13 protein-coding genes are annotated in these 13,494 nt (G+C 57.1%); 2 read left to right on the top strand and 11 right to left on the bottom strand.

The window, feature by feature from the left end:
- Positions 1-7: 7 nt before the first annotated feature.
- From HMPREF2804_RS10465 to HMPREF2804_RS10440, 7 genes are all read right to left on the bottom strand, one after another.
- Positions 8-1,003 (bottom strand): sensor histidine kinase, encoded by a 996-nt coding sequence (locus HMPREF2804_RS10465; protein ID WP_246824284.1) that lies wholly within the window; start codon positions 1,001-1,003, stop codon positions 8-10.
- Between the two features lie 411 nt (positions 1,004-1,414).
- A complete protein-coding gene (locus tag HMPREF2804_RS10460) occupies positions 1,415-2,173 on the bottom strand; it encodes an ABC transporter permease (RefSeq protein WP_070628312.1) in 759 nt (252 codons plus the stop codon).
- A 53-nt stretch (positions 2,174-2,226) separates the two neighbouring features.
- The gene (locus HMPREF2804_RS10455; RefSeq protein WP_070628310.1) at positions 2,227-3,180 is read right to left on the bottom strand and encodes an ABC transporter ATP-binding protein; all 954 of its coding nucleotides are present in this window, start codon (positions 3,178-3,180) and stop codon (positions 2,227-2,229) included.
- A gap of 212 nt (positions 3,181-3,392) precedes the next feature.
- On the bottom strand, positions 3,393-3,665 hold the full coding sequence (locus HMPREF2804_RS11025) for a hypothetical protein (protein WP_141750948.1): 273 nt from the start codon (positions 3,663-3,665) through the stop codon (positions 3,393-3,395).
- A 325-nt stretch (positions 3,666-3,990) separates the two neighbouring features.
- Positions 3,991-5,136: a low temperature requirement protein A gene (locus tag HMPREF2804_RS10450; protein WP_048754901.1), complete on the bottom strand. Its 1,146-nt coding sequence runs from the start codon at positions 5,134-5,136 to the stop codon at positions 3,991-3,993.
- A 254-nt stretch (positions 5,137-5,390) separates the two neighbouring features.
- Positions 5,391-6,476 (bottom strand): 4-hydroxy-3-methylbut-2-enyl diphosphate reductase, encoded by a 1,086-nt coding sequence (locus HMPREF2804_RS10445; RefSeq protein WP_070628308.1) that lies wholly within the window; start codon positions 6,474-6,476, stop codon positions 5,391-5,393.
- Between the two features lie 27 nt (positions 6,477-6,503).
- Positions 6,504-7,748 carry an MFS transporter gene (locus HMPREF2804_RS10440; protein ID WP_070628306.1) on the bottom strand — a complete coding sequence of 415 codons (1,245 nt, stop codon included), beginning with the start codon at positions 7,746-7,748 and terminating at the stop codon, positions 6,504-6,506.
- Between the two features lie 128 nt (positions 7,749-7,876).
- Here HMPREF2804_RS10440 and xseA point away from each other — a divergent pair, with 128 nt between their 5' ends.
- Together xseA and HMPREF2804_RS10430 are read left to right on the top strand one after the other, a co-directional pair.
- On the top strand, positions 7,877-9,187 hold the full coding sequence (gene xseA / locus HMPREF2804_RS10435; protein ID WP_070628305.1) for an exodeoxyribonuclease VII large subunit: 1,311 nt from the start codon (positions 7,877-7,879) through the stop codon (positions 9,185-9,187).
- 22 nt (positions 9,188-9,209) lie between these two features.
- Complete coding sequence (locus HMPREF2804_RS10430) at positions 9,210-9,491, top strand: exodeoxyribonuclease VII small subunit (protein WP_048751915.1); 282 nt, start codon at positions 9,210-9,212, stop codon at positions 9,489-9,491.
- Between the two features lie 113 nt (positions 9,492-9,604).
- Here HMPREF2804_RS10430 and HMPREF2804_RS10425 read toward each other — a convergent pair whose 3' ends face one another.
- From HMPREF2804_RS10425 to HMPREF2804_RS10410, 4 genes are read right to left on the bottom strand one after another with little or no spacing between them, the layout of a single operon-like run.
- Positions 9,605-10,828, bottom strand: coding sequence for a pyridoxal phosphate-dependent aminotransferase (locus HMPREF2804_RS10425; protein WP_070628303.1), 1,224 nt, complete (start codon positions 10,826-10,828; stop codon positions 9,605-9,607).
- 7 nt (positions 10,829-10,835) lie between these two features.
- Entirely contained in the window at positions 10,836-11,948 is a 1,113-nt protein-coding gene (locus HMPREF2804_RS10420; RefSeq protein ID WP_239652910.1) for a glycine betaine ABC transporter substrate-binding protein, read from the bottom strand.
- Positions 11,948-12,451 carry an NUDIX hydrolase gene (locus HMPREF2804_RS10415; protein WP_210393516.1) on the bottom strand — a complete coding sequence of 168 codons (504 nt, stop codon included), beginning with the start codon at positions 12,449-12,451 and terminating at the stop codon, positions 11,948-11,950. Before HMPREF2804_RS10415 ends, HMPREF2804_RS10420 begins: the two co-directional genes overlap by 1 nt.
- 18 nt (positions 12,452-12,469) lie before the next feature.
- Entirely contained in the window at positions 12,470-13,459 is a 990-nt protein-coding gene (locus HMPREF2804_RS10410; protein ID WP_070628301.1) for a LysR substrate-binding domain-containing protein, read from the bottom strand.
- Positions 13,460-13,494 lie beyond the last annotated feature (35 nt).

Below are 13,494 nucleotides of genomic sequence, written 5' to 3'. Positions count from 1 at the left end.
CACCTATTTACAGCAGTGAGGTGTCACCGTCCATGCTCACACGGATGCGCGTACCCACCCCACCGCCAGGGTTCTCCGCCAGCCACTGCTCGGGCGCCGCCTCAATCACCACGCTACCGCCGGACGCCGCCACACGCTGAGCCATACCCGTCAGGCCGTTACCGCGCGCATCACCCACACCCACGCCGTTATCGAGGATGTCCAGGCCGGTTGCGCTCAAACGCACCCGCGCCGCATTCGCACCCGAGTGGCGCACCATGTTCGTGACCGCCTCACGCAGAACCCAGGAGAACAGCTTCGCGTTCACACCAGCCACCGCGAGCGCGTTCTGAGCCTCCGGCAGTTCGGCGCGAATACCGGCGGTCTGCAGGGCGCGGCCCGCACCCTCAATCTCACCCGAGAAGTCGGGCACTCGCAGGCGCGTCACGGTCGAGCGGACCTCCGCCAGGGATGCGCGGGACAGCTGCGCGATTGCCTCCATCTCGGCGCCGGCGCGGGCGGGGTCAATCTCCAGCAGGCGCTGCGCCAGCTCCGCTTTGAGGGTGATGACGGTCAGGGAGTGACCCAGCACGTCGTGCACGTCGCGGGCGATCTCTTCACGTTCCTCGGAGAGCGCCAGGGATGCACGCGCTACGTCCGCACGTTCGCCGAGCTCAATCAGGTAGGAGAAGCCCAGCATGCCCACCATCGGCGCACCGATAAAGAGGGCGATACCGCCGCGCGCGGTGACGTCAAAGCTGGTACCCACCATAAAAATTAGCCAGCAGACCAGGGCAATCGTCGCTGCCACACCGAAGCGCAGGCGGTACGGGGCGATTGTGCCAAAAATCCAGAACGCCACAAAGTACATGCTGAACGACAAGAACACCGTATACGCCGATTCCAGCCGCAGCGCCGTCAGGCCAGCCACAGGCAGAGCCATCAGTATCGTCCAGATGACGCTTCGACGCACCGTGGAGGCGACCGGCACCAGCCACGGCACCGCGTACGCCGAGCAGTTCACCACCGCAAACAGCACCACCAGCGCCACACCGGTCCAGCGCACCGGCGCCAGCTCCGGGGTGGTGAGGAAGCTGTCCAGCGGCATGAGCAGAAACACCAGCCACGGGGCGCTAAAGCCCAGCGCCAGCCAGTTCACGTTGCCGCTGCGTTCCCGGTGGAGGAAGCGGAAGCGGTGCTTGCCCAGGGTACGCTTCGCGGCGGAGGGTGCCGCCTCGTTCTCGGCGCTAGCCTGGTCAGTATTTTGCGGGTGCGTGTGGGTTTCGGTCATGGTTCTAGCCTAACGTGCGGGTGCCAAGGGTGCGGGTGCCGCGGGTGCAGATACCACCGGCGCGGCAGTGTTAGCAGATGCGGTGTGAGTGGATACGGCTTCCGCCGCAGCCTCGGGGTTCAAGGCTGCGGCGGGAAGAAGCGTTTAGCGGCGGGTTGCGCGGCGCATCAGCAGGGCAGAAACACCCAGGAAGATCGCCGCCCACACGACCAGGCTCACCACGGCGTACCAGAGCGGCTCGGTGACGAACCAGTCCTCACCGCCCGAAATAATGGTCCGACCTGAGCTGAAGGGGTAGCGGGCGATCTCAGCGGCACCGTACAGCGGGGTGAAGCGGGCGTACTTCAGCAGGTCGGTGCTCAGCGGGGAGAACACAGTACCGAAGAAGCTCATGATCACCAGCAGACCGTTCGCAATGGACACGGCGTTCTCGTTACGAATCAGCAGGCCCATCATGATGCCGTAGAAGGCGAACACCAGACCGCACAGCACCGTCAGCGCACCGGCGGCAAGCTGCTGGTTCACAGGGATCTCAACACCGGTAAACATGCCCACAATGTTCACCGCAATCACCGGCAGCGCAGAAATCACCAGGGCGGTCAGCGCCTTCGCACCCAGGTACTTGCCGGTGGTCAGCGGGGTCAGCGCCAGCTGGCGGTTCCAGCCGCTCGACAGCTCGGTGACGGTGCTGCCGCTAATCGCCACGGTGTTCTGCACGGCACCGTACAGCGCCATGCCAATCATGACGTACGCAGCTACGTTACCGTCACCCATCGGCTGGGAGGCGTACTCCTGCATCGCGCCGAAGAGCAGGAAGAAGACAATCGGCAGTGCCACGCCGAAGAAGAAACGGTCGGTCGAGAGGATAGAAGCGCGGATGTCATAGAGTGCGTAGCGGAGCATGATGTTTTCCTTGAGGTGTGTAGCGGCGGTGCGGTGTTGGGGCGGTACGGTATTTAGGCTTCGGATGCCTTGGAGGCGGCGGCCTGCTCGGTCAGCAGGGTGAAGGACTCATCCAGGGAGGGCTTGGTGACCTCCAGGTCGGTGATGCTGTAGTTGTTCAGCAGAGTGCGCAGTACCTGCTCAATCTCCAGCACGGAGATACGGTGGCGGTACCCGCCGGACTCTTCGGTCACCTCGACCGGCACATCCAGGTCGGTGATGGGTGCGGGTGCGAGGAAGCTGAGGTGGCGGTGGCCGGTCAGGGCACGAATCTCGTCGGAGGAGCCGTCAGCGATGATGGAGCCGGATTCCATGAGCACGATGCGCTGGGCGAAGTTCTGTGCTTCTTCCAGATAGTGCGTCGCAAAAAGAATGGTCGTTCCTCGTTCGGCGATGGCTTCCATACGCTCCCAGAAGGTGCGGCGCGCGTTCACGTCCATGCCGGCGGTCGGCTCGTCCAGAATCAGCAGTTCCGGCGAGTGCATGGTCGCCAGGGCGTAACGCAGACGCTGCTGCTGACCTCCCGAGCACTTGCCGACCTTACGCTTAGCGATATCGGTCAGGTCGGCGCCGGCGAGTACCTCATCCACGTCAATAGGCTTGGGGTACAGGGCGGCAATCATCTCGACCGTGGCGCGAATCGTCAGGTCCTTGAGCAGGCCACCAGTCTGCTGCACCGCACCGAGTAGACCGGCGCGTGCCGCTTCGGAGGCGTTGCGACCGAAGACGCTCAACTCGCCGCCACTGGGCTGAGTCAGACCAAGAATCATGTCGATGAGGGTGGTCTTACCTGCGCCGTTGGGGCCGAGCAGTGCGATGATTTCGCCGCGCTTGACGGTCAGGTCAATCGAGTCGACGGCGACCACGGTGCCTGCCGCACGGGTGGAGAAAACCTGGCGGAGGGAGCGGGCGGAAATAACGGTTTCTGCGGTGTTTTGCTTGCTATTCTGAAGTGCTGCGGTGTTCATGTTTCTATTACACCGCCGGTTTTCGCACCGGTGCGGTACAGAGTGTCATGACCTGCCCATGACAAATGTCATGAGTTGAGGATATGCGAGCGTCGCGGCCCGTTACGCGAAGCGGGGGCTCCGTCCTCAAGGCGCCTGTGCCAATCGTTGTTGGGGCGCCGCAGAGGGGGCATTCCCCCGCGTAGCGTGAACGTGAAGCTGCGCTAGCGTCCCTATCCGTGCATCCCGCACATCAGATACAAAGACCCCGTGTCTTCTCCCCACACGGGGAACCCGTATCCTTCACCACGAACCCACTCGCACCAGTTTCCAGGACGCGGCGCGGCAGTGTTAGCAGATGCGGTGTGAGCGGGTACGGCTTCCGCCGCAGCCTCGGGAGCCCCTGATACTACGGAACTCTTGAGACTGCGGCGGGAAGAAGCATTTAGCGGCGGGTTGCGCGGCGCATCAGCAGGGCAGAAACGCCCAGGAAGATAGCCGCCCACACAACCAGACTCACCACTTGAAGCTCATTAGTAAGAGTTTATTGAGGACATAGAAAAGGGTTTCGGTAAGTATCAGTCCTTTGTAGATGCAGGTGAGCAGTATGAAGACGGCTACATCGACACTCTGGCCCTCTATTTATTGGAAGGGAAGATAGAAAACTTCCGTTCTCATCTAGAGTATCTCAATATGATTGGAGATGATGCGGATAGTGTCATCAGATTAGATATGTCTGGAAAGGAAGTTGATAAACAAATGATGGACAAATTTAGTTTATAAAAACAAAAAAGCCTTGGAAGCCAAGGCTTTTTTGTTTTTATAAATTAATTAGAAGAACCCCCAGTAAGGCACGGAATATTGTTTAGTACGTGTAACCCAGAAAGAAATAAAATGACTAGCTATAGCTAGAGTAAAAATGGTTGCAATACTCAACACTGTTATAGCATTAGAAGCGAAAAGCAAAGAGAGAATCAAGGCAGCCAGATAGAGTGTCGCTTGGACACAGTAGTAACTTCTCGGATAGCGAAGATAGTTTTTGTTATAGGGCCCATTTGCTAGGACAGCAGCTTGGAAGAGGCCAATTCCGATATAAAAGAAGCTGATTGCAACGAGAAGATTAGCCTCGGGATTCAGGAGATAACCCATCGAAACTGTCATCAACATAAGCCCAATGAAAATAGGATAGTGACTATAAATTATAAATACTCCCTTTTGATTGGATCCTTCGTCAATAGCATGGTCAAATTCACCAAAATAAAACAAGAACAGAGAAAGCATGATAACGAAATTAAGAACCGAATATATAGAGAAATTCTCAACTGTAAAGAAGTTAACTAGCCCAATAACCATCTCTCCAAACGTAATGATGACAAGAAGGGAGACGCGCTCGATTAAATGGGGAAGATTTACCTGGAAATGCTCATCTTTAGTCATCAAGAAAATTGGCACAATAAATGTTAGCAGAATACTAGCAATAAAGATATAGACTCCAACGTAAATAGGGAAAAGAGCTGCCAGATAGACTCCTAAACTTTGTAGACCTGTTAACCATAGAAAACCTTTGATGCTTTCCCGATCAGTATTATCGGTTGATTCTCTAAAAAACTGAACCAAATATTGAAAAAATAAGGTAAGGGTTAATGTACCAACAGCCCAACAGGTATAATAGAACCATTGTTGCCAATTGTATCCAATCATATTGGATATAAAGAGCATAAGTCCCATGTTGGTAAACATGATTACCATATTAAATAACGAGTTTGTTCCATAGCGATTGGTATAAATGGTTTGAATCATCCAGGAATTGATGATAACCATGACAGAGATGAAGAAATCAAGTAAAGAATCCCAAGCCACAACACCGTCATGAAGAGGGTGAATTAAAGCAGTTGCTTTTGAAATTGCAAAAACAAACACTAGGTCATAAAATAGTTCTGAAAATTCTACACGTTTATGCTGAATAAGAGTTGTCACCTTAAGACCTTTCTATTCTAGAAATACAATTTATTATAACATAACATGGCATTGAAAGAGACGGAGATTCTTAAATAACTTCATGTGGCGCGAATCGTCAGGTCCTTAAGCAGGCCACCGGTCTGCTGCACCGCACCAAGTAGACCGGCGCGTACCGCCGTCCCAAACAGTGCTTCCCCACATATCAGATACAAAGACCCCGTGTCTTCTCCCCACACGGGGGAAGAGGACACGGGGTCATAAGCTAAAAAGTATTAGCGAGTGGGCTTAGCGCCGCGGCCACCGAGCTGGCGGCCCACGTTCTCATCGTTCTTCAGGGCGGAACGCAGTTCCTTCGGCAGGGAGAAGAGAATGTCTTCCTTCGCGGTCTCCACCTCTTCGATGGTGTTGTAGCCGTACTCGGCGAGCAGGGCCAGTACCTCCTGAACCAGAACCTCGGGCACGGACGCGCCGGAGGTCAGGCCCACGGTCGCCACACCCTCGAACCAGGACTCGTCCACCTGGTGTGCGAAGTCCACACGCTCGGCACGCTTAGCGCCGTATTCGAGTGCCACTTCCTTCAGGCGCACGGAGTTCGAGGAGTTTGCCGAACCAACCACGATGACCAGGTCAGCGCGCGGAGCAATCTCCTTGATGGCGCCCTGGCGGTTGGAGGTTGCGTAGCAGATGTCGTCCGAGGGCGGATCCTGCAGGGAGGGGAAACGCTCACGCAGACGCGCCACGGTTTCCAGGGTTTCGTCCACGGACAGGGTGGTCTGAGAAATCCAGACGACCTTCTCCGGGTTGCGGACGGTCACCTGATCCACCTCGTCGGGCGAGTTCACAATCTGGATGTGCTCGGGCGCCTCACCTGCGGTACCCTCGACCTCTTCGTGGCCGGTGTGGCCAATGAGCAGGATGTCGTAGTCCTGCTTTGCGAAGCGCACAGCCTCGCGGTGTACCTTGTTCACCAGCGGGCAGGTCGCGTCAATGGTGTTCAGCTGCCTCTCCCCCGCGGCAGATACAACCGCTGGAGAAACTCCATGCGCCGAAAATACGGTCACGGACCCTTCGGGCACTTCGTCCACTTCATCCACAAAAATAGCACCCTGCTGTTCGAGGGTTTCCACCACGTGACGGTTGTGCACAATCTGTTTGCGCACGTACACCGGGGCACCGTAGTGTTCGAGAGCCTTTTCAACGGCGATCACGGCACGATCAACGCCAGCGCAGTATCCGCGTGGAGTGGCCAGCAGCACCTTTTTGGCGCTCGTGACGGGGTTTGCAGCCTCAATATCGGCGCGGCTTCGGCGGGTGCGCGGCAGCGGCGGCAGACCGAGGGAAATGGTTTCAGTGGACATGACTACTATCCTACGTTGTTTGTTCCTCTAGTGTGTGCGTACTGTGGTGCCGCTCGCAGTGAGCGCAATGAGTTTGGCAAGAATACCGCCCAGAAGCGAGACCACGGCCGCCCATGCACTGTAACTTGCGAGCGAATTGAGATGACCTGTCAGCATGGGGCGCGCCGTATTGACTAGGCCGTCCAAGAAAACAGTTCCCACCGTGCTGTCGGTACTGAGCCCAAGTGTCTGCGGGGTTTGCTGCGCCATGACCGCACTCAGAATCCACAAGCCCGCCGCAAGAATCAAGAACGCACAGGTCAGAAGTACAAAGCGTCCGCGCGGAAGCAGAATCAGGGCGATCACTAGACCGATAATACTTGCTGCGATCAGTGCCCCGGACATACTTCCAACCCACTGCGCCCGCTGCACCGCATGTTGCACGGGGTTTCCGTCACGGTCAATAGATATCAGGTGTTTTCCCCAGGATGAAATATCGGGGTCGTATATGCCGATGCTGCCCACACGCGCATCAAGCTCGCGGTAGAAGGCGCTGATGTCGAGTGCGGCTGGGTCATCAGGATGCGCCAGGTTGTAGGTGTGCGTATCCGCCGCCACCTGCCGCCACATGGTGCGGTATTCGGAGGTTCCAGTGAGCCTCTGTGCATTCTCGCTGAGGCGTTTTTTCACCTCGTCGCGGCTTGTGCTCAGAATTTGTGTGAGAAAGTTGTTGCCGGATTCGGGGAAAACTCGTTTGACCGCATCAGAGTTCATAACATCGGTGACGGCGGCATCGGCAATTCGTTTTTGAAAGTCTTGGTCTTCCACCAGCTGGGTACTGAGCTGGTTGAACCCGGATTGGCTGATGAGGTTTTGATTGACCCAGCTGGCAACCGAACCCGTTAGGGCGCACAAAATACTTAAGGATGCGGCAAGAATCGCCAGAGCGTACCGCAGCTTTGAGACGCTGGTGGGTTCCAGCACGTGCCGCTGCGGTTTCTGATTCGCCAGGTTTGCCACGGGGGCACCCGTCGGTTCCGGGGTTTCGCTGTGCGGGCGCGGCACGTCAGAGGACTCGTTGAGCACTCGCGTCTGCTGGTTTATCCCGGGGGCAGATAAGAGCGTGGTGGTTTCATCCGCGCCCTCAAGATCATGCGGTTCGCTGGAGATAACCCGGTAGTCATCGCGCGGAGGTTCAGGCAATACGCGGGTGGTGTCTGGTGAGTCCTCTGGAACCTCAAGTTTGATTGTGCGCTTGGGTTCGTGGGGTTGGGGGTCGTCATGTGCGCCCATAGGTTACAGATTACCGGGTTCGGCAGAAAAGGTTGAATGAGTGTGCCCTCAGCAGAAACTGTGACGTGAAGAGTACGCGCATGACCGAAAGATGGGCAAAATCGCGGGCTGTGGGAGAGAATGGGGTTATGACTGATTTTTCGGCAGCGCACCATGAATACCCGCACTCGGCTCCCCCGATTGTGCCGCCTGCGGCTGAGCGACAGCTTCCTGCAAAGTCGCAGGAGACCACACCGCAGAATCCTTGGCCTCTGGCGCTTTTGGCTCAGAATATGAAGAACTATATCGATAAGGTTCCGCAGCTGTGGGTTGAGGCGCAGGTTGCTTCCCTCAACGGGCGCGGCGGGAACGTCTTTATCGAGCTGAAGGATCTGCAGGAAGATTTTTCGTTTACGCTCGCCCTGTTCGGTCAGGCGGGGCGCGGCCTGGGGTCAGATGTGAAGGTTGGCGCGCGGGTGGTGACCTTAGCGAAGCCCAGCCTGTGGAAGAACGGTCGGCTCTCGCTGATTGGGCGGCGTATCTATGCGGTGGGCACGGGTAACCTGCACGAACAGCTGCAAATACTGCGTGAAAAGCTGGCCGCTGAGGGGCTGTTTGCGGATGCTCGTAAGAAGCCGCTCCCGTTGCTGCCGCATCGTGTGGGGCTGATTACCGGGCGAGATTCCGATGCCGAAAAAGACGTGATTCGCAATGCTTCGCTGCGCTGGCCCGGAGTGCAGTTTGAGGTACGGAACGTGAAGGTCCAGGGCGAAGGCTCGGCGAGCGAGGTCATGGCGGCGCTGAGCGAGCTGGATGCGCATCCTGAGGTTGATGTGATTGTGATCGCCCGCGGCGGCGGTTCGTTTGAGGATCTACTGTCGTTCTCGGATGAGGCTCTGGTACGTGCCGTGGCGGCGGCGCAAACTCCGGTCGTTTCGGCAATTGGGCATGAGGCAGACAGCCCGATTCTGGATGCCGTTGCGGATGTTCGCGCCTCTACCCCCACCGATGCGGGTAAGCGTATTGTGCCTGATGTTGCCGAGGAGCTGGCGGTTATTCGTGAGGCGCGAGCGCGTGCCGACCGCGCGGTTTTGGGTTACCTGAACTATCAGGAGCAGTATATTCGGCAGCTGCATGAGCGCCCGGTGCTGACCCAGCCGGAAACGGATTTAGGGTGGCGCAGCGAGGATATTTTTCGGCTGCGGGAGCGAGCCGCCCGTTCGGTAGAGTACCGTGTGGCGCGCGAACGGGACGCGATTTCGCATACGATTGCTCGGGTGCGGGCACTCTCGCCCGTGGAAACGCTCAAGCGCGGGTACACGATTGTACAGCGCGCCGATGGTGAACTGGTACGCGATGCCACGACTCTATCGGCTCATGACAAGCTGACGATGCGCGCGGCGGTGGGCGGCGCCGAGGTCAGTGTGGTCAAAACATACGACTCAAATCTTGATTTATAACTCTCTGGTGGAAGGTACATCATTGTCTGAGAATATTAGTTTTCATACGGAAGAGCTGGGTGCTCCCGTCGAGACCCTAAGCTATGAGCAGGCGCGCTCCGAGCTTGAGAATGTGGTGCGGCAGCTGGAATCTGGCACCTCAAATTTGGAGTCTTCGATAGCCCTGTGGGAACGCGGTGAGGCGTTAGCTTCCCGGTGCGAGGCTTGGCTTGAGGGCGCCCGGGAACGCCTGCACGCGGTGCGTAACACTCAAGATACAACGGATGAAGAAGCTGAATCTGAGGGTTCCGAGTCCGAAGACTAAGGCGTAAAAAGCTCTTGATGTGCTACCAGACGTGAAAAAATCCGTTTGATAACACATCAAGAGCAGTAGGAGTGGGCGCGAACTAGCGCGAGAAAACCGCCTAGCAAACCCCGCTAATTCTTTTGTTTGTAATCCGCCATGAAGTTACCCAGCCGCTCAAGCGCGCTCTTGAGGGTCTGCACATCTGGCAGGAAAACCAGGCGGAAGTGGTCGGGCTTATGCCAGTTGAAGGCGCTGCCGTGGCTGAAGAGAATCTTCTGATCTTTGAGCAGGTCAAGCATGAACTGTTCGTCGCTCTTGATGTTGAACTTTTCGGTATCAATTTTGGGGAACAGGTAGAGCGCGCCATCGGCCTGTTCACAGGTAATGCCGTCGATTTCGTTGAGCATACGATACGCCAGGGTGCGCTGCTCGTAGAGACGCCCGCCGGGGGCAACGAGTTCGTCAATGGACTGGTAGCCGCCGAGCGCGGTCTGAATTGCATGCTGGGCGGGCACGTTAGAGCACAAGCGCATCGACGCAAGCAGGGTGATGCCCTCGATATAGTTTTTAGCATCGTCTTTCGGCCCGGTAATGGCGAGCCATCCGGCGCGGTAGCCGCATACGCGGTATGCTTTGGAAAGCCCCGAGAAGGTCATGCAGAGCACATCATCACCGGTGATGGTGGCCATGTTGATAGCCTCAGCGCCTTCGTAGGTGATCTTCTCGTAGATTTCGTCGGCAAAAACCACGAGCTCATGTTCACGCGCCACATCAGCAATCTGCTGCAGAATCTCGCGGGAGTACACAGCACCGGTGGGGTTGTTGGGGTTAATAATCACAATGCCCCTGGTGCGCTCGGTAATCTTTGACTTGATGTCTTCAATATCCGGGTACCAGTTGTTCTCTTCGTCGCACAGGTAATGCACGGGGTTGCCGCCTGCGAGCGTGGTGGAGGCGGTCCACAGCGGGTAGTCGGGCATCGGAACCAGAATTTCATCGCCCGGTTCGCATAGCGCCTGCAAGGTCATAGGAATCAGTTCCGAAACGCCGTTGCCCAGATATATGTCATTGGTATCAAGGTCGAGAATCCCGCGATTCTGGTAGTACTGCACAATGGCGGTGCGCGCAGAGTACAGCCCGTGAGAGTCGGAATAACCCTGTGTGACGGGCAGGTGGCGGATGATATCCATCATGATCGCATCCGGCGCTTCAAATCCGAAGGGGGCAGGGTTACCAATATTGAGTTTGAGGATGCGGTGGCCAAGCGCTTCCATGCGGTTGGCTTCTTCGAGAATAGGTCCGCGAATATCGTAGAGGACGTTGTTCAGCTTTGAGGACTGACGGTACTTCGTCATAGTTACATTACTTCCTTGGATGCTCTAATAAGAATTTCGCGGCCTCGTCGTCAGCGATGGGGTTGGTACCGCTCGTAAGACGAAGCAAGAACGATAGGTTTCCCGTATCTAATGTAGATGATACGCGGTTTATAGCTTCGCGTGCACTATCTGGCAGGTTACGACGCGCAATCGGAAGAAGTTGTTGGTTCAGCTGCGTAGTCTGTGGGTCTTCGAGAGTTGTGAAGCGGTTATCCTCAATCGCCGGGTCTGCGCTGTGCAAAAGGACCACCTGCGCGGTGTCTTTGCTGAGCATACTCACCCGTTCTGCCGAATTTTCGTTGAGAATAGGGTTTTCGACCGTGTATTTGTAGACGGTTTTGAGGCTTGCAACGCCGTAGTTGCTGCTGGTGTATCCGCTGGTGAGAGCAAAACTTAGGGTAGCTTTTACATCCGCAAGATTGGCGAGGCTGCGAAGTTTATGCTGCACTTCATTTTGGCGAGTGGTCACGAGAACATCGCGGTTTTGGGCATTAGCAACGTCTAGAAGTTCCAGGTGTTCGGGGAGCACACGGTTAATAGCGGCAACAGTATCGGTAATATTCAGTGCGCGCGCGTTAATGGCTCCGCTGGGGCTTGCGGTTGCGCCTTCGGAGGCGGACGCATCATGCGAAGGCGTGTTGGTGGGGGTAGGCGGTAGTGTGACCCCGGCGCTCGCCGCGGATGCGCTGGCACTGGCGGCTTGGCGTTCCGCCTGAATTTGTGCGGGGCTAAGTTTGCCGTCGTTCGTAAGATGCAGAAGCAAATCGCCGCTGTAGTCGATGACAAGGTCAAGCGTGTCTGGTTCGGGGGTGTTCGCTTCAGTCTGTTTGAGCGCATCCAGAAATTTGCTGCGGCTGTCTTCGTTGGTGACGACTTCAACGTTATATCCCACGTTGCGAAGCGCCTGAGCGTACAGGTATGCGACCGCCCGCATCTCGCGCAGGGCACCGATGCCCACGCGCAGGGTTCCATAGCTTGATGCTGAAGGATCCACTTTTGGTTTATCGTCCTCTGACGAGCAGGCGGCAAGAAGCGGAGCTAGGGCTAAGGCGCTTATCATGGTGCGGCGGGTAGGCGCGGGGCGGTTTGGGTAATGCACTAGATTTTCCTCGCGTTCTCGTCGGCAAGAAATTCTTGGTATTCGCGCGACCAGGCGGCGGCATTTTGAAAGCCCATCATGGATGCGACCTCGTCGATGAGGGTGCCGTAGCGCAGGGTATCAAGTTCGGCGATAGGCACCCAGCGGGCGCTGTCGGAAGAACCGTTCTCTTCGGCGCGCAGCTCGCCGGTGACCACGTGGGCGCGGTAGACGATGCGCAGGGCGCAGAACGGCAGCGTACTGTCGGAGAGCCCGTTACGTGCGGGAAAATGCCCGGCGTGCACTCCCAAAATATCTTCGATGGCAACGCTGTACCCGGTTTCTTCGAGGGTTTCTCGCAGGGCGGTTTCATCGGCCTGCTCGCCCGGTTCCATGCCTCCGCCGGGCAGCGACCAGAGCGGGCTTTGGGCGCGGTCCTCGGGCACCCAGCGGGTCATGAGCAGTTTGCCCTGCTCGATAATGACCGCGTAGGCTGCGGGACGGGTTTCCATTACCAATGCCATGATGTTAAGTTTACCGCTTTAGCGTTTCTTTCCGGCACGCCGCGCACGGGCGGCTTGAGCGTTGTGACGGGCATATTCTCGGAGATTTCCGCTCTTTTTGGCGTTCGATTTCTTCCGATCACGAGCCTCACGGCGGGCATTGGCGGCACGGTTTTTCGCTTTCGTCTTTGCTTTCTCATCAGCAATGCGCTTAGCGCGGCTCTGTTTCGTCTCACTTCCTCGCTCACTGGATGCGGTTCGCCCACGCACAATACCGATAAAGTCCTGGATCAGAGTTTCCTCCCTTTCGGGGCGCGGATGCGCCGCCGGCGCGCGCCTCCAGGTGAGGGTCACCGGGTAGGGTTCAAGGCCGCGCATCGGGCGATAGGTAAGGTCTTTGCGATGATAGAACCGCGCAACGGACATGGGGGCAATGTACAGGCCAATTCCTGCGGCAACGAGCTCAAGAGCCTCACGATCGCCGGTAAATTCGGGCAAGAACCTTGGGTTTTCGGCCCGCCATGTGCTGGAGGCTTCAGCCCAGGCGGGGTACTCGGCGGGGTCGTGAAGCAGAAATTCTTCGGCGAGGTCTTCAAAGCTCACCTCGTCAAGCACTGTGAGCACGTGGTCGCTGGGCATGATCAGCACGGGTATTTCCTCGTACAGCCTGATGCTGTGGTACTCGTCTGTGTCTCTGCTGCGCGGTTCGTGGTTGGGGCGCACAATCGCCATGTGTGCAAGCGGTTCTGCACTTTGGGAGGTGGAAAGATTTGTGGTGAGAGCCTGAATTCCCAGACTCTCCCTCACCGGAATTTCAGCTAGGGGCGCGCGGTCGCCGTAGCGCTCATGCCAGCGGGTGAACCATTTTCCGGGCATAACTCCCGGCACATAGGCAATGCGCAGCTCAGAGCGTTCAAGCACCTGGGCTGGTAGGGCCTGCGGAGTGTAGAGAAGAGTTGCGATATGGTGGGGAAGCTCGTCGGTTCTTGCTTCTTCCTCTGCCCGTGCGGTGGTGCTGTTTTCACTCATGCCACCACGCTAGCACAGCAAGCGGGATACGCGGG

Origin of the sequence: Rothia sp. HMSC065G12 (assembly GCF_001811455.1) — a bacterium.
Classification (GTDB): domain Bacteria; phylum Actinomycetota; class Actinomycetes; order Actinomycetales; family Micrococcaceae; genus Rothia; species Rothia dentocariosa.
This window is presented reverse-complemented; position numbering and strand designations above follow the sequence as displayed.

Bases quoted from the DNA above. Each gene is read 5' to 3' on its own strand.
- HMPREF2804_RS10460 (WP_070628312.1), bottom strand. From the start codon at position 2,173: ATGCTCCGCTACGCACTCTATGACATCCGCGCTTCTATCCTCTCGACC.
- HMPREF2804_RS10455 (WP_070628310.1), bottom strand. From the start codon at position 3,180: ATGAACACCGCAGCACTTCAGAATAGCAAGCAAAACACCGCAGAAACC.
- HMPREF2804_RS10445 (WP_070628308.1), bottom strand. From the start codon at position 6,476: ATGTCCACTGAAACCATTTCCCTCGGTCTGCCGCCGCTGCCGCGCACC.
- HMPREF2804_RS10440 (WP_070628306.1), bottom strand. From the start codon at position 7,748: ATGGGCGCACATGACGACCCCCAACCCCACGAACCCAAGCGCACAATC.
- xseA (WP_070628305.1), top strand. From the start codon at position 7,877: ATGACTGATTTTTCGGCAGCGCACCATGAATACCCGCACTCGGCTCCC.
- HMPREF2804_RS10425 (WP_070628303.1), bottom strand. From the start codon at position 10,828: ATGACGAAGTACCGTCAGTCCTCAAAGCTGAACAACGTCCTCTACGAT.
- HMPREF2804_RS10415 (WP_210393516.1), bottom strand. From the start codon at position 12,451: ATGGCATTGGTAATGGAAACCCGTCCCGCAGCCTACGCGGTCATTATC.
- HMPREF2804_RS10410 (WP_070628301.1), bottom strand. From the start codon at position 13,459: ATGAGTGAAAACAGCACCACCGCACGGGCAGAGGAAGAAGCAAGAACC.